The 15,503-nt window shown below is 44.4% G+C and carries 17 protein-coding genes; 12 read left to right on the top strand and 5 right to left on the bottom strand.

Going from position 1 to position 15,503, the window contains the following annotated elements; all coding sequences use genetic code 11:
• Positions 1–141 precede the first annotated feature (141 nt).
• From FU659_RS24295 to FU659_RS37570, 6 genes are all read left to right on the top strand, one after another.
• On the top strand, positions 142–1,104 hold the full coding sequence (locus tag FU659_RS24295; RefSeq protein ID WP_147949922.1) for a glycosyltransferase family 2 protein: 963 nt from the start codon (positions 142–144) through the stop codon (positions 1,102–1,104).
• 115 nt (positions 1,105–1,219) lie between these two features.
• The gene (locus tag FU659_RS24290) at positions 1,220–1,504 is read left to right on the top strand and encodes a hypothetical protein (RefSeq protein WP_147949921.1); all 285 of its coding nucleotides are present in this window, start codon (positions 1,220–1,222) and stop codon (positions 1,502–1,504) included.
• A gap of 89 nt (positions 1,505–1,593) precedes the next feature.
• Entirely contained in the window at positions 1,594–2,460 is an 867-nt protein-coding gene (locus FU659_RS24285; RefSeq protein ID WP_147949920.1) for a glycosyltransferase family 2 protein, read from the top strand.
• A gap of 7 nt (positions 2,461–2,467) precedes the next feature.
• Positions 2,468–3,874 (top strand): undecaprenyl-phosphate glucose phosphotransferase, encoded by a 1,407-nt coding sequence (locus FU659_RS24280; RefSeq protein WP_147949919.1) that lies wholly within the window; start codon positions 2,468–2,470, stop codon positions 3,872–3,874.
• 24 nt (positions 3,875–3,898) lie between these two features.
• A complete protein-coding gene (locus tag FU659_RS24275) occupies positions 3,899–4,819 on the top strand; it encodes an NAD-dependent epimerase/dehydratase family protein (protein ID WP_147949918.1) in 921 nt (306 codons plus the stop codon).
• A 101-nt stretch (positions 4,820–4,920) separates the two neighbouring features.
• Positions 4,921–5,046: a hypothetical protein gene (locus FU659_RS37570; RefSeq protein ID WP_261808021.1), complete on the top strand. Its 126-nt coding sequence runs from the start codon at positions 4,921–4,923 to the stop codon at positions 5,044–5,046.
• A gap of 137 nt (positions 5,047–5,183) precedes the next feature.
• Here the strand turns inward: FU659_RS37570 and FU659_RS24270 are convergent, their stop codons facing one another.
• Positions 5,184–6,269 carry an acyltransferase family protein gene (locus FU659_RS24270; protein ID WP_147949917.1) on the bottom strand — a complete coding sequence of 362 codons (1,086 nt, stop codon included), beginning with the start codon at positions 6,267–6,269 and terminating at the stop codon, positions 5,184–5,186.
• Between the two features lie 242 nt (positions 6,270–6,511).
• On the opposite strand from FU659_RS24270, the gene FU659_RS24265 reads away from it, so the two are divergent.
• Entirely contained in the window at positions 6,512–7,054 is a 543-nt protein-coding gene (locus FU659_RS24265) for a DUF1697 domain-containing protein (protein ID WP_147949916.1), read from the top strand.
• Positions 7,055–7,211: 157 nt separating this feature from the next.
• Here FU659_RS24265 and FU659_RS24260 read toward each other — a convergent pair whose 3' ends face one another.
• The 3 genes from FU659_RS24260 to FU659_RS24250 are packed head-to-tail and all read right to left on the bottom strand — an operon-like array spanning position 7,212 to position 8,926.
• A complete protein-coding gene (locus tag FU659_RS24260; RefSeq protein ID WP_147949915.1) occupies positions 7,212–7,979 on the bottom strand; it encodes a YhfC family intramembrane metalloprotease in 768 nt (255 codons plus the stop codon).
• Entirely contained in the window at positions 7,980–8,657 is a 678-nt protein-coding gene (locus FU659_RS24255) for an SdpI family protein (protein ID WP_147949914.1), read from the bottom strand. It lies immediately after the preceding gene.
• Entirely contained in the window at positions 8,654–8,926 is a 273-nt protein-coding gene (locus tag FU659_RS24250) for an autorepressor SdpR family transcription factor (protein ID WP_187274362.1), read from the bottom strand. The genes FU659_RS24255 and FU659_RS24250 overlap by 4 nt, the downstream gene beginning before the upstream one ends.
• Positions 8,927–9,113: 187 nt before the next feature.
• Between FU659_RS24250 and FU659_RS24245 the strand changes: the two genes are divergently transcribed.
• From FU659_RS24245 to FU659_RS24225, 5 genes are all read left to right on the top strand, one after another.
• A complete protein-coding gene (locus FU659_RS24245; protein ID WP_147949912.1) occupies positions 9,114–10,301 on the top strand; it encodes an outer membrane lipoprotein-sorting protein in 1,188 nt (395 codons plus the stop codon).
• Between the two features lie 170 nt (positions 10,302–10,471).
• Positions 10,472–11,662 carry an alanine racemase gene (gene alr / locus FU659_RS24240; protein WP_147949911.1) on the top strand — a complete coding sequence of 397 codons (1,191 nt, stop codon included), beginning with the start codon at positions 10,472–10,474 and terminating at the stop codon, positions 11,660–11,662.
• A gap of 223 nt (positions 11,663–11,885) precedes the next feature.
• Positions 11,886–12,167: a CopG family ribbon-helix-helix protein gene (locus FU659_RS24235; RefSeq protein ID WP_147949910.1), complete on the top strand. Its 282-nt coding sequence runs from the start codon at positions 11,886–11,888 to the stop codon at positions 12,165–12,167.
• A gap of 4 nt (positions 12,168–12,171) precedes the next feature.
• Positions 12,172–12,522, top strand: coding sequence for a type II toxin-antitoxin system PemK/MazF family toxin (locus FU659_RS24230; protein ID WP_147949909.1), 351 nt, complete (start codon positions 12,172–12,174; stop codon positions 12,520–12,522).
• 127 nt (positions 12,523–12,649) lie between these two features.
• Entirely contained in the window at positions 12,650–14,920 is a 2,271-nt protein-coding gene (locus tag FU659_RS24225; RefSeq protein ID WP_147949946.1) for a Tex family protein, read from the top strand.
• 401 nt (positions 14,921–15,321) lie between these two features.
• On the opposite strand, the gene FU659_RS36485 is transcribed toward FU659_RS24225, so the two are convergent.
• Positions 15,322–15,503 (bottom strand): hypothetical protein (locus FU659_RS36485; RefSeq protein WP_222708623.1); only part of this gene is annotated, 182 nt, incomplete at its 5' end.

Here is a 15,503-nt window from a genome sequence, read left to right as displayed (position 1 = left end):
CAAGGCAAAAAAATGATTAATTCGTACTCAAAATTTGCGTATCGCTCGAGAGGATTTGAACAGATGAGGCCAATTTCTACATTCAATGAAAAGAAGCTCTACAACACTAAAGCTTATAATTTCAAGGTTAGGCCTATATAGATGGAGTATTTAGTATGTAAAGTTAGTGTCCATATCGTCACCTACAACAGCTCCGACCATATCGATGACTGCTTGGAAGCGGTCCTTAGGCAATCTTATCCGATCGAACAAATCGTAGTGATTGATAATGCTTCTAAAGATAATACAATAGAAAATTTATCGAAGTGGATAGATAAAGTTCAGGTTATCCAAAATGCTACAAACAACGGGTTCGCCGGTGGACACAATCAAGCTATCCGTATGACTGAAACCGACTATTGTCTGGTTCTGAATCCAGATGTGGTTCTTGACCCTGATTATATTTTGAACACGATCAAATCCTTAACTATTCATAATCAAGCAGGGAGTGCCACAGGCAAACTGCTATTCAAAGCAAACCCTAATCATATCGACAGTGCGGGACTCATTATTAACAAAGCTCGCAGAGCCTTTGATCGCGGTGCCAATCAGACGAGCGACCATTTTCAGCAATCTGAAGAGGTTTTTGGTGTTTCTGGAGCAGCGGCTATGTATTCTCGTCATATGATTAATGACATTAGTTTGAATGGCGAATTTTTTGATGAGGACTTTTTTGCGTATAAAGAAGACGTAGATATTGCTTGGAGAGCCCAGTTACACGGTTGGAAGTCTTTCTATGAGCCCTCTGCTATTGCTTATCACGAGAGAGGTTGGAAGGAAGGCAGCAGGCTTAGTAAGCCACTTTTTGTTAGGAGACTATCGTACATCAACCGGTATAAAATGATGATGAAAAACGACCATCTTTCGATGGTGTTGAAGCATATCATTCCTTTATTTATCTATGAGGTACTGAGCTTTGCTTACGCTCTGGTGCGGGAACCTAAGCTATTAGCAGCATGGTCCAGTTTCTTTCGTTCCTACAAGGACTTGAGGCAAAAGAGAAGCATGGTTCAGGGAAAACGGAAAGTATCAATTGACGAGTTATACAGATGGTTTAGTGAATAATTTAATTTATGATATTAACCAATAAAATGGATTTCTTATTCCATAAAACTGAGTTATAATAATAGTTACATTCATGATACGTTGGGCCGGAAATGTTCAATAGGAGGTTTTATTCATGGCGGAAATGACAGACCGCAAGTTTCTAAGTGCTATTATGGAGAGACTTAATGAAATTGGCGCTGACGTTAAAACTGTGAATGACCACGTTGAAAGTATCGATAGGCGTCTGACTAGGGTTGAAGAACGACTGGATAGATTAGAAGAACTATTCGATAGGCAAGAAGCGAACCAGAACGAGATGAAACAGTTACAAATGCAACAAAGCGAACAGCTCGCCAGTATTGCGGTGACGATGATGGAGCACGCAGCGAGCATACGGACACTTAAGCTAGTTAAGTAGATTGGTATCCAATCAATCATAGATAGAATTTAAGTAAGACTGGTCAATAGGTCTTACTTTTTTACTTTAAATACAAATGAGGTCATCTTTTGGACTTATCTATTCTCATCGTCAACTACAAAACGAGAGATTTAACGTTAGCCTGTATCGAATCAGTCATCACGTCGAATACATCATACAAATACGAAATCATTTTAATTGATAATGCTTCGAATGACGGAACGATCCAAACCGTCACAGAAAAGTTTCCGCAAGTCATATGCCAAGCTAACTCAGAGAACGTCGGCTTCTCCAAAGCCAACAACCAAGGTATCCTTCTCTCTCAAGGCCGTTATGTCCTGCTTTTGAACTCTGACACCATCGTCCAATCGGACACGTTTGAAACGATGCTGCGTTTCATGGACGAGAACCCGGCTGTAGGAGTCAGCGGCTGCAAAATCGTCCTACCAGACGGTTCGCTGGACAAAGCCTGCAAGCGAGGTTTTCCAACGCCCTCAGCCTCTTTTTATTATGCATTTGGATTCTCGAAGCTTTTCCCCAAGACGCCACGGTTCAATCAGTATCAGTTGGGATACTTGAGTGCAGACGAGGCCTATCCCATCGATTCTCTTGTAGGTGCTTTCATGCTTATTCGCCGCGAAGCGATCGATCAAGTCGGGATGTTGGACGAGGCGTTTTTTATGTATGGCGAAGATATCGATTGGTGTTATAGAATTAAACAAGCGGGCTGGATTAACTATTACTACCCTCGCACTCACATTGTTCACTACAAAGGCGCAAGCAGCCGAAGGAAGCCTTTTAAAATTATATATGAGTTTCATCGTGCGATGATTTTATTCCACAATAAGCATTACCGACAGAAGTACTCATGGGTCACTAATATGTTGGTGTATGCAGGTGTTAGTGTCAAATTTCTTTTATCCTTAGCCAAAAATAAACTGCGTCCAGCGAGGTGATCTACATTTGATTCGGCAAAGTCAAGGTTTCTTAACACAACTATATGCACTGGTCGATTTTGTGTGTATTCAGCTCGTTTTTCTACTTTCATGGTGGCTCAAATTTAAAAGCGGTTGGATACCTCACGATGCTCCTCTTCCGTTCAAGCATTATGTCATGTGGAGTGTCGCTTACAGTATTATCGCCATCGTACTTAGTTATATGGTCAACTTCTATACACCCAAGAGAAGAAAGCAGTTTTCCTTTGAGGTTTTTAAAATTATCCAAGTTCATTCTTTTAGCTTGCTATTATTGCTAAGTATGTTGTTTATTTTAAAAGAAGTAGATGTGTCCCGTTCTTATCTTGTCCTATTTCTTGTAAACAATATCTTATTTATTAGTTTTTATCGGTATATCATTAAACTTTCGCTGAAACGCGTTCGTCAAAAAGGGTACAATAAGCAATTCATCCTGATTCTCGGCGCAGGTTCATTAGGACGGCAATTCTATACGAAGTTGAAGCAGCATCCCGAACTAGGGTATGAGGTTGTAGGCTTCTTAGATGACTATCAGGAAAAACACGAAATTCCGTATCAGAATTATAAGCCAATCATAGGTAAGATAGATGATTTAGAGTCGATTCTTAATGACCTTATTATCGATGAGGTGATTATTGCTCTTCCGCTCGACGCACATCGTAAATTTGGCAGTATTATCAATGTTTGTGAAAAGATTGGTGTCAAAACGCTGATTATTCCGGACTTTTATGATTTCTTGCCATCCCGTCCTTATTTCGATAATTTTGCCGATATGCCATTAATTAATGTCAGAGATATTCCGCTCGATGAATTCCGCAACCGAATTTTCAAAAGAGCGTTCGACATCGCTTTCTCAGCCATTGCCATTATCCTTACATTACCGGTTATGATTGCTTCTGTTATTGCGATTAAACTAACGTCGCCTGGGCCCATCATTTTCAAACAAGAACGCGTAGGATTGAACCGCAGAAGGTTTATGATGTATAAGTTCCGCAGTATGAACGTATTAGCCGAGAATGCATCAAACACCGAGTGGACCATAGAAAACGACCCTCGACGAACGAGAGTGGGAACGTTTTTGCGGAAAACGAGTTTAGATGAACTGCCGCAGTTTTTTAATGTACTTTTTGGTGATATGAGTGTGGTAGGACCTCGTCCGGAGCGACCTTATTTTGTGGAACAATTTAAAGAAGAAATTCCCAAGTATATGGTCAAGCATCATATTCGTCCCGGTATTACAGGTTGGGCGCAGAGCAATGGGCTGCGTGGAGATACATCGATCGAAGAGCGCATTCAGCATGACATATTTTATATTGAAAATTGGACTTTTTTATTTGATATTAAAATCATTTGGCGGACGATTATTAACGGATTTGTGAATAAGAACGCTTATTAATGAAATGTTTCGGAGTGTGATTTCTTGAAGATTTTAGTTACGGGCGGGGCGGGATTTATTGCTTCGCACATTGTGGATGCGCTGATCGAATTGCAGCATGAAGTGGCTATTGTCGATAATTTTTCGACCGGAAAAGAGGCATTTGTTAATGCCAAAGCTATCTTGTACAAGAAGGATATTTTGGATGCAGAATTATCTCTTGTATTTCGTGACTTCAGCCCAGAAATCGTTATTCATCATGCGGCCCAAATTGACGTACAGACTTCTATGAGAAATCCATCACGTGATGCGGAAATTAATATTATCGGGACGATCAAGTTATTAGAGGCTTGTAGAAATTCCGGTGTTCGCAAAATCATTTACGCTTCATCGGCAGCTGTGTACGGGGATCCTGCATATTTACCCGTAGATGAGTCACATCCGATTGCTCCTTTATCTTCATATGGTATCTCTAAGCATACGCCTGAGCAGTATTTGAAAGTATTCTCTGATCTGTATAGTCTTGACTATACGATTCTCAGGTACGCGAATGTTTATGGGGGAAGGCAGGACCCTAAAGGAGAGGGAGGCGTCGTTTCCATTTTTCTAGAGAAAATGTTACAGGGGCTTCAACCTGTTATTTTCGGAGATGGCGAGCAAACCCGAGATTTCATTTATGTAAAAGATATTGCCAGAGCCAACATAGCCGCACTTCATTCAGGCAGCAAATGTATTTATAACATAAGTTGCAATCTTCAAACTTCGATAAATGAGTTGTATAATCGTCTGGCACTGTTGAGTAATTATCGAGATAATCCCATTTACAAAGTTGGTAGAAGCGGGGATATTATTCATAGCTGTTTGGATAATTCGGCTGCCCTTAGAGATCTGCAATGGGAACCGATCTATACGCTAGTCCATGGACTAAAAGAAACCTTCGACTATTATTCGAGGTTTGAAGATTAGCTGATTAAAATTAGTGTGAAATTTATTTCATTATACCGCATGATTCGCCAACATCTTCCCCATACTAATGCATATACTTTAGGTGTGGGAGGTTGTTGGTTATGATCGATCATGAAGACGCTTACCAAGATGAACATTTGTCGGTTGGCCGAGGTCTGATTGTCGGTGTGGTGTTCGGTTCCCTGATCTGGGCGGCCATCATAACGGGAATTGTGTATATGTGGTAAAGCATTTTGATAAATAAGAGAGACTGCTTAGGCTGGTTTAGCCTTAGGCAGTCTCTTTTTTAGTAAATAGAAAGTATAGGTTTGCTTTGCATCCACCATTTACAAATTCGCTCGTCCCTGAAGGAAGACGAAGTCGTTTATCCTTGGGAGATCGGAGTTGGGGATTGGGAGGTTCTTAATTTCTGTGCGCCTCGGATCTGGGCGATGAGAGGTCTTTCAGCTAAGACATAGGACAGATAACATAGCGGTATCGTCAGCATAAAAATAAGAAGACCTGTGCCCAAATTACCAAGGATATCGGTTAAGTGGGCAATCTTGGATAGTTTGGTGAGGATAGAAATGTAAATTAAATGTGTGAGCAATATCGTATACGAGGCGTTGCCTAGTTTCTGGAGAACAAGTACCCAGTGGGGCAAGCGAATCTGCTCGGGAATAGAAGTCGCCCCCAGTAAGATGAAGATAGCCGGAATGATGTACAGTAGATAACTATGAAAAGGCACCCATAGAAATTTATTATTCAGCCAGATGACGATAAAAATGAGCATAGCACTGCTTAGCAGCGTTTTATAATGCTTGCTGCGGTGTCCTTGAATCCATACGGCCATGAGACAGCCTGCTGCGAATTCGAGGTTAATCTCACTAAATAAAAAATTCAAGTAGAAATAGTGTTGAATATCATGTCCAATGACCGGTACATGCAGCACATTACACAAGGTCAGGAGCAGCCAGATGGAGGCGAGCAGATAGGCTGGTTTTTTGCCTAATGCCATAACTACGCTAAACAAGATGTAGAACAGAACGAAATAGCTTAGCGACCATGCGACTGGCAAAATAGGACCATGAGCTTGAGGCAGCAGGAGCATGGATAGGAAAATAGTATCCTTATGCGTCTCAAATCCATAGCCAAAGCTCGGAACAAAGAAATAAACGGGTAAAACAATCAATGTAATCAACCAATAAAACGGATAAATGCGGATAAGGCGATTCGTCAGATAGGGCATGACGGTCATTTTGGAGCCAATTTTATGGCCATATGTATGATAAAGCAGAAAACCGGTTAAGACGAAAAAGAAATCGACACCCCCGGAACGTCCGATCGAACTGACACCGAACAGGTCATAATGATAATATTTATAAAACATGGCCGCAGCGTGAAAAAATAAAACAAAGATAGCTGAGAGTCCGCGCGATGCTTGAAGTACGGTCTTTTGATTTGTATTCAATCTTTAATTCCCTCCATCCTCTATACACATTCATCATTTTCTATTTTGCTGGTTAATTGTGAATGAAATATGTAGAGAAGCTGAAAGGAAGCTTAAACTTGGCATTGTCTACATCTGGAGGAAAATCGAGGGCGCTGCTGTCGCATTTTTACAATATCTTCTGTATCATTACTTTATCGAACTAAGGTAGTTCTAAAGCCGTTAGATACGCTAAGCTTGGAAACAAGAAAGAGGGGATTGGAATGACGATTTACATCGCGTTGCTGCGCGGCATTAATGTAGGCGGGAATAACAAGATAAAAATGGCTGAACTCAAAGCAGCTTTTGAAAATTTAGGTTTAACTCGGGTACAAACGTATATACAAAGTGGAAATATTCTATTCGAATCGGAAGAAGGTGCAGGGGCTCTACGGCTGCGAATCGAGCAAGAGATTCATGCGGTTTTTGGTATTTCACTCACCGTTGTGCTAAGAACGGCAGAGGAATTGGAGCGTATGATCCAGAACTGCCCTTTTGCGGCAGAGTCGCTCTCCGCAGGACAAAGCATCCACGTGTCCGCGTTAACGGAGCCGCTTTCGCAGCAACAAATCGATCTTTTGTCGAACGGTATAAGCGAAATTGATGAAGTTCACATACATGGACATGAGATTTACGTTTTGTACGGTCAAAGTATACTTGATTCAAAGCTAGCCAAAAATCTTCAGAAGCTGGGCGGCGTAGTAACCACACGCAACTGGAATACGATGAACAAGCTAGCCGCACTGGCAAAGGCCATGAAAGCTTAGTTTTCGGCTGTCTCGGTAAGTCAGCGTGGAAATAGACCGTAACCTCCTTAGTGGATGTACGGTCTATTTCTTTTTCATCGCTGGATTGTTTGAATGGCGTTATATGCGCTGTGACTAGGATGAACATGTAAATAAGTGCGAATTAAGTGAATGAAATCTATGAGCTGAATATCTGTCGCGACTTAGTGATATAGGCGGCAGCCAAGCATCCAAAAAGAAAGACAAATCCTTCAGCTATCCACAAATTGACATAATGTGCCTGATACATAGCGGGAAGAAAATCAAAAGTAGCGTGCAGTAAAATGGCTGTGGGCCATACGGATTTCTTGCCTGTCCGAATACCGTAAAGGATGAAGAGGGACAAGGCAATTTGAATCACAATGGCAGGTAGTCTTTCCAGCCCGCCCATAAGCAAATGAGAGAAAGGCACATTCAGTAAGGTGTCTTTTAACGAAGCAATCGTCTCAACAGGCAATTTGCCGGCTAGCAGCGCGTCTAGTTTGCCTTGGTTAAGCAGAAGCGCATAGGTTAGGCTCTGTACACAGCCGAGCAAACCGATGAAAAGTGCTTCGAAACCTCCGTGACCGATTCCAAAGGCGATGCCGTCCTTGCGTTGACGGTACCTTTTTAGTAACAAAAGCATGATCAGATATCGGCCCGTTTCCTCAAAAACGCCAGCCGCAAGGGGACCATAGATAATAAGCAGAAGCGTTTGCTTGCTGAAATCTGGGTTCGTCCCCAACACGGCCAGATGTAGTATTTTTTCAAGTATTTGCGTAAAAAAGAAAAAAGTAAGCGCACCTGCCGCAACGGGTTTCCAACTAAAACGTTCTTTCCTATAAAAGTACAAGAAAATGCCGATAATGCCGACAACGGGAATGATTCCTTGCAGCAGAATTCCCGTAAGTGTAAGGGAGGTTACCATTTACTGTTTCTTTCCATCATGAAGGATTCTTCGATAGATGACATAAGAATACAGCACAGGGATAGCAATCGAGATGCCAATACAGACGAATAGAACATACGGCACAGTTACATTGCCGATAAAACCGCATACGAGCATGACCAACCCGCATAATACCCATAGAGGCCCTGTGAGACGGTGCGTCTTCCTCCACACTTCCTCATTAGCCAGCGTCCAGGGCGTACGAATGCCCAACGTGTAGTTATGGCGAATGCGACCCATATAATTGCCGAAGATGATCCACAACCCACCGAGAGACACATACATAACTAAACTCATAGGCACAGCATAGCCGCGATTATGAAGCAGCACCATAACGAAAATGCCGCTTAAAAAGAGGACGATAACAACACGAAGCAGCTCATAAACGTCTGTAAATTTCTCATAGTTCGCACGCTTCGGATCCAGCTTAGGGACTACTTTCAATGAAATGGCAATTACCAGATTTAACACGATCATGAAAGTAAAGAAAAGCGGCTTGCTCATAAATCTATTAGCATTGCCTTGCATATCGAAGTGGGATGCCAATTGATCGGGTAGTTCCTTGTACATCGCCAGTCCGATTACTACAGGGATAAGCACGATGACCAGCAATACAATGTCTCTCCAGCCCCATTTTAATTTCGCTTTGTTGCTCATGTTTCTTCCTCTCCTTTTTTTATCATGTCCATAAACCAACCCATGACTTCCTGAACGACCGTCGTATTCAGTGAGTACATAATATGCTGTCCCTGACGTTCGTCCAAAATTAACTTTGCTGCTTTCAATGCGTTCAAATGATGGGAGATGCTCGGTTTGGTCATTTGAAAATGATCAGCGATTTCTCCTGCGGTTCGATTTTTGTCGCGGAGCAGTTTGATGATCGCCCTTCGGGTCGGATCGGATAAAGCTTTGAACGATTCATTCACGATGGGTTCATCTCCATGTATTAGACTATTAGATAATTATCTAAATCTTTAATTCCACAATACACATTACAGTCAGAAAAATCAAGTGCTTTCCCACGGTCAAGCCCAAACTTGTCTGCATAATCGGCCAAGTCCCCTCATATGCATGTACTATTGGATAGTTATTCAAGAGTGAGGGGATGATCGAATGCGCCGGGTCACATGGATGGCAGCAGTGATGATGAGCTTAGTATTGGTTCTCGCAGGGTGCGGGATGGGCAAGAAGGATGCAGGATCTATCGTTAAGGATTTGGATCATGTGATCAGCAAGTCGGGCAGTTATCAGGCTTCAGGCAGCATGATTCTGCATACGGGGCAGCAGCCGCAGGAATATCAGGTGGAAGTTGCATTTTCTCCGGATCATTTCTATCGTATTTCGCTAACAAACGCGCAGAAGGATGTCACGCAGATTGTGCTGCGCAATGAAGAGGGTGTATTTGTACTTACCCCTCATCTGAAGAAAAGCTTCCGTTTTCAAAGCGATTGGCCTGAAAATCAGGGACAGGTTTATTTGTTCCAATCTCTGGCGAAAAGTATTATCGCCGATAAGGATCGTCAATTTACAACAGATAACGATACCTATGTGTTTGATGTAGCGGCTAATTACCAAAATGAACAATTGTCCCGCCAAAAAATTTGGCTGAATAAAAAAACATTGGCACCTAGGCAGGTTCAGGTATCTGATGCCAACCAAAACGTATTGGTGCAAGTGAACTTCACAAAGTTTGAGTTTGATGCAAAATTTGATAAGGACTATTTCCAAATGGAACGGAATATGACCAGTTGGAATATGAAAACATTGCCTACGATGGCTGACGCTAATCAATCCGATGCTGATCATCTTGCAGCAGGCAATAAATCTGTCACTGACAAAAATCTTACCGCAACAGGCGGTCAATCCGATCAAACAGCAAGTAGCGGTCAAGCCGGTCAGAAAGCTGCCGGAGCAAAATCAGGTACGGATACGACAAAGACGAATGCCGCGGCCAGCAAGCCGCAAAGTATCGGAGTTATTGAGCCTTCCTACCTTCCTAAAGAAGTTGTGAAGCAGGATATTACCGATATGAAGCTTGGGGAGGACCCAGCCGTATTGCTCCGATATAAAGGGAAGTACAATTTTAGTCTCATCGAGGTAAGACCGCAATCGAAGTCGGTATCCTTACAGCCGGGTACGATAGTTGATCTGGGATACACGATTGCTGTGCTTACAGGAGATGAGAAAAAGACTCTCACTTGGACGAATGACGGTGTTGAGTTCAAATTGTCAACAGGCGATTTGCCTACGAGTGAAATGATCAAAGTCGCAATGGCTACAGAAGGGCAGTCCGGGAAGTAAGGAATGAAAGAAATATAAGATGTACAGCCTTGAAGGTTGACAGTTTTTCATGATAGGCATTAACATAGGTTTATTGGTCCGAACGGTTTCGGAAATAGGAAGGGGAGTCCTGCTCGATTAGGAGTAGGCCTTCCCTTGTCCTTTGCATTTGAAAAAAGAGGTGAACGCAAGTGGATGCTTTTTATCGTCCCACGTGGGTAGAAATATCGTTAGATGCACTGCGAAGCAACATTGAAGGTTTTCAGAGGGTACTGCCTGCAGGAATGAAGCAGATGGCAGTCGTAAAAGCGGATGCGTACGGACATGGGGCTGTTGAAGTATCCAAAGAAGTTATCGCGGCAGGGGTCGATTACCTGGGGGTAGCTTTTTTCGATGAAGCGCTGGAACTTAGGAATGCGGGTATTAAAGCTCCGATTCTTGTTCTTGGCTACACACCGCCTGAGGGGCTTGAAAAAGCGCGGGAACTCGACGTGACCATCGCTGTTTACAGTCATGATGTTCTTGAACGTCTGTGTATACAAGAGCAAACGAGTGAACATGCTCTCCAGAATAAGCTAAGGATTCATATTAAGCTGGATACAGGGATGGGACGGATAGGTTTGCATACCGAACAGGATGCCATTCCTTTCATTGAAAGAGCATTGACGCTTTCGAATGTGGAAGTTGAAGGTTTGTTTACTCACTATGCAAACGCTGATGAAGTCGACAAGTCCTACACCTATGAACAATATCGTCGATTTGAGCGAATTGTAACCCATTTTACAAATAAAGGTGTCGAGTTCCCTTATATTCACGCAGGCAATAGTGCAGCGGCCATTGATTTGCCAGGTTTGACGTATTCCATGGTGCGGTTGGGAATATCCATGTACGGACTATATCCTTCCGAAGATGTGAACCAAGAGAAGATCAAGTTGAAACCCGTACTTAGCCTCAAAACAGGAATCGTCCATCTTAAAACCTTGCCTCAGGGCTCAGGAGTCAGCTACGGAACGATTTATCACACGCAATCCGAGGAACAGATCGCGACTTTGCCAATCGGTTATGCGGATGGTTATTCACGGATGCTATCGAATAAAGCTGAAGTGATTGTACGGGGCCAAAAAGTGCCAATTGTCGGCAGAATCTGTATGGATCAATGTATGATCAACGTATCTGATGTACCGAACGTTCAGCCTCTTGATGAGGTTGTGTTGATTGGTGAACAGCAAGGAGAGCGAATCACGGTAGAAGAAGTGGCCCGTCAGCTCGGTACCATTAATTATGAAATTATATGTATGATCTCCCATCGAGTGGCCCGTGTATATGTTCGCGGTGGAGAACGTATGGATGCAATTAATCCGCTGATGCGTCATCGTTACTGATGTTTTGGGATGAGAGTGACGCTGTATAAAATTACCATGTAATTTTTAAGGTAAACGGAGAGGATTTTCTCAGTAGGCTACCGAATACTAAGTATTGAGAATCTGATAGGCAAAGGGTGTAACATAATTGATATACCCAAGGCATATATCTATTGTATAAATTGGTTTTTAGGAAGACATACTGGTAATATTGTCTTTGTATCGTTTCTGGGGGTGCGAGAGTGTGAGCAATGCGCATAATACGAAAAGAATCATGATTAGTTTGCCTGACAATCTATTGCAAGAAGTGGATGGCATTGTCGAGAAGGAGAACTCCAACCGCAGCGAATTTATTCGCCAGGCAATGAAGTTGTATTTAATTGAACGTAAAAAGCGCAGTTTACGCGAATCCATGCAGCGTGGGTATATGGAGATGGCGAAAATTAATCTCAGCATGGCATCTGAAGCTTTTCAAGCGGAGGAAGAAGCGGACGGCACGCTTGAGCGCTTAGTAAGCGGGGTGTAGATCAGTGATTGTGAAACGTGGCGATGTATTTTTTGCAGATCTTTCACCGGTAGTAGGATCGGAGCAGGGAGGCGTTCGTCCTGTTCTAGTGATCCAAAATGATATCGGCAACCGCTTTAGCCCAACCGTGATTGTTGCAGCCATTACAGCTCAAATCCAGAAGGCAAAGCTTCCCACGCACGTGGAAATCGATGCGGAAACGCACGGTTTCGATCGAGATTCGGTGATTCTGCTTGAACAGATCAGGACGATTGACAAGCAACGGCTAACCGATAAGATTACGCATTTGGACGAAGAAACGATGCGGAAGGTCGATGACTCCTTGCAAATTAGTGTGGGACTGATAGAATTTTGAATAAGGTCTGGAACGGACGAGGGCGACAAGTCCCCTCGTTTTTTGGTTTGTACACATATCTACTAATGGAGTTGGGGTAATGACGATGGCATTGTTGGATAAATGGAATGAGAAATGCTTTCTTGCGATGGAGGGAGCTGCGGGTGGAACGGGACATGCAACCGAAGCGCCAAAGCAAGGAATAAAGGCCAGTGAGTATGAGGAGCCTGCTGAAAAGGTACAGTTATCGGAAGAAAAAAAAGCGGAGATCCAAGAGCGAATCCTGAAGCAAATTTCTGTTGAATTGCAATTGCCTACAGGAAAAGTAAAAACGACAATGGGGCTATTGGACGAGGGAAATACAATTCCTTTCATTGCACGTTACCGGAAAGAAATGACCGGTGAATTGGACGAGAATCAACTGCGGGATATTGAAGAGCGTTTGCAATATTTACGTAACCTGGAAGATCGAAAGATCGAGGTTGTGCGGTTAATCAACGATCAGGGTAAACTTACGGATGAACTGCGTAAAGCGATTGAGGCTGCTGCGAAGCTGCAGGAAATTGAAGATTTGTACAGACCTTTTCGTCAAAAGCGTAAAACGAGAGCAAGTGTGGCCAAAGAACGAGGTCTGGAGCCATTAGCCGAGTGGATCTGGAAGCAGCCTCGTCAAGGCTCATTGGATCAAGAGGCTGAGCGCTATGTGAATGCGGACAAGCAGGTTGGAAGCGCAGCAGAGGCGATTCAAGGCGCTATGGATATCCTTGCGGAAAACATTGCGGATGATGCGAAGATTCGTGCTTGGGTGCGAAAATATACGCATGATCAGGGGATATTGCGGACAGAGGCTAAGGATGCGAAGCAGGAGTCTGTCTACGAGATGTATTATGCTTATCAAGAGCCAGTGAAGCGTTTGCCGCCTCACCGGATTCTTGCGATTAATCGTGGGGAACGGGAAGACCTACTGAAGGTTGGTATGGATGTTGCCATTGATAAAATACACGATTATATCTCGCGTCAGGTCATCAAAGGCCAATCGGTGGTACAGGATGTCCTTCGCACAATCGTTGAAGATGCTTATAAACGATTGATAGCGCCATCCATTGAGCGTGAAGTGCGCAATGAAATGACCGAGATGGGCGAGGAGCAAGCGATTAAGATTTTCGCCGAAAATCTGCGTAATCTGCTGCTCCAAGCTCCCATCAAAGGGCATGTGGTGCTGGGTGTCGATCCGGCCTTCCGGACAGGCTGTAAGCTGGCTGTTATTGACGACACCGGTAAAATGCTTGAAATCGCCGTCACGTATCCTACTCCTCCGAACAATAAGGTCGCGGAAGCGAAGGCGAAGTTCAAGCAATTGATCAGCAAGTACAGCGTAGAGCTGATCGTCATTGGCAATGGAACGGCTTCCCGTGAAACGGAGCAGTTTGTAGCGGAGCTGATCGGAGAGATCAAGGATCAGAAGCTCAAGTACTTGATCGTCAACGAAGCGGGGGCGAGCGTGTATTCTGCGTCGAAGCTGGCGCAGACAGAATTCCCTGAGCTCGACGTGGCCGAGCGCAGCGCGATTTCGATCGCGCGGAGGCTGCAGGACCCGCTCGCGGAGCTGGTGAAGATCGAGCCGAAGGCAATCGGCGTGGGGCAATACCAACACGATGTCTCGCAGAAGCGGCTCGACGAGAACTTGAAGGCCGTTGTGGAGTCGGCCGTTAATCATGTCGGCGTCGATTTGAACACGGCATCGCCGTCACTGCTTTCCTATGTGTCGGGTGTGAACGCGACACTGGCCAAAAACATCGTCAAGTATCGCGAGGAGAACGGCAAGTTCAATTCCCGACAAGAGCTGTCGAAGGTTCCGCGCCTTGGCGCGAAAACCTTCGAGCAGTGTGTCGGGTTCATGCGGATTGCGGGCGGCCGCAACCCGCTCGACAACACCCCGATCCATCCGGAGTCTTACGACGTGGTGGATCGGCTGTTCAAGGAGCTGCGCCTGGAACTGGCGCAGCTGGGCACGCAGCAGCTTCTGGCGCTGCTGCAGACGCTGGAGCCAGCGGAACTGGCTCCTAAGCTAGGCGTAGGTGTCCCGACGCTGCGGGACATCCTAGACAGCCTGCAGCGGCCTGGGCGAGATCCGCGGGACGAAGTCCCAGCGCCGATCTTCCGCACCGACGTGCTGCAGCTTGAAGATCTTGTGCCGGGCATGGAATTGACCGGCACCGTGCGCAATGTGATCGACTTCGGAGCCTTCGTCGATATCGGCATCAAGAACGATGGCTTGGTCCACATCTCCCAACTGAAAAACGGCTTCGTCAAGCATCCGATGGATGTCGTCTCGGTGGGAGATATCGTCCAGGTGTGGGTTTTGAACGTGGACGAGAAGAAAGGTCGCGTAGGATTGACCATGAAGAAGCCACAATAACAGGCGCTTAGTTATACGGCAGTTAGGAGCGATTAGCTTCTAACTGCTTTTTTCATGGAGAATTTATATGTTCTTGGGCGTTAGAGCAGTCAATAAGAGCAACAACTCCAGGGTTACGCCGAACAACCGTGCTTACAGATAGAAATGTAGACCTCAAACGGCATGCCTATGAAGATAACGCTGTTTTTGACTTCGAACAAGTCCAGAGAGTTTGGCAAAAAATAAATAATTGACTACAATCGACTACAAATGATCCGACAGCCCGTTTATTCCCTAAAAGAGTTGTCCGATAGTCTCTAAAGCGCGCTTACAGCTAAGGAAAAGATGAGCTGTAAAGCTGTTTTTCCGCGTTACGGAGGGCAAGAGGCCCGTCAGCGACGCTGTAAGCACGAAAAACGTGCTTACAGCGAAGGGAAAAGAGAGAATGGCTGGTATGATGAGCTGTAAAGCTGTGTTTCCGTGTTACAGAAGGCAAGAGGCCCGTCAGCGACGCTGTAAGCATGAAAAACGTGCTTACAGCGAAGGGAAAAGAGAGAATGGCTGGTATGATGAGCTGTAAAGCTGTTTTTCCGCGTTACGGAGG

The organism is Paenibacillus sp. N3.4 (assembly GCF_008017805.1).
Lineage (GTDB): Bacteria > Bacillota > Bacilli > Paenibacillales > NBRC-103111 > Paenibacillus_E.
The sequence above is the reverse complement of the archived record's forward strand: the minus strand, read 5'-3'. Positions and strand labels throughout refer to the sequence as shown.

What these genes read in the sequence shown, in the direction of transcription:
- FU659_RS37570 (WP_261808021.1), top strand. Translation starts at nt 4,921, where the DNA reads ATGATCGATCATGAAGACGCTTACCAAGATGAACATTTGTCGGTTGGC.
- FU659_RS24265 (WP_147949916.1), top strand. Translation starts at nt 6,512, where the DNA reads ATGACGATTTACATCGCGTTGCTGCGCGGCATTAATGTAGGCGGGAAT.
- FU659_RS24255 (WP_147949914.1), bottom strand. Translation starts at nt 8,657, where the DNA reads ATGAGCAACAAAGCGAAATTAAAATGGGGCTGGAGAGACATTGTATTG.
- FU659_RS24245 (WP_147949912.1), top strand. Translation starts at nt 9,114, where the DNA reads ATGCGCCGGGTCACATGGATGGCAGCAGTGATGATGAGCTTAGTATTG.
- FU659_RS24290 (WP_147949921.1), top strand. Translation starts at nt 1,220, where the DNA reads ATGGCGGAAATGACAGACCGCAAGTTTCTAAGTGCTATTATGGAGAGA.
- FU659_RS24225 (WP_147949946.1), top strand. Translation starts at nt 12,650, where the DNA reads ATGGAGGGAGCTGCGGGTGGAACGGGACATGCAACCGAAGCGCCAAAG.
- FU659_RS24260 (WP_147949915.1), bottom strand. Translation starts at nt 7,979, where the DNA reads ATGGTAACCTCCCTTACACTTACGGGAATTCTGCTGCAAGGAATCATT.
- FU659_RS24295 (WP_147949922.1), top strand. Translation starts at nt 142, where the DNA reads ATGGAGTATTTAGTATGTAAAGTTAGTGTCCATATCGTCACCTACAAC.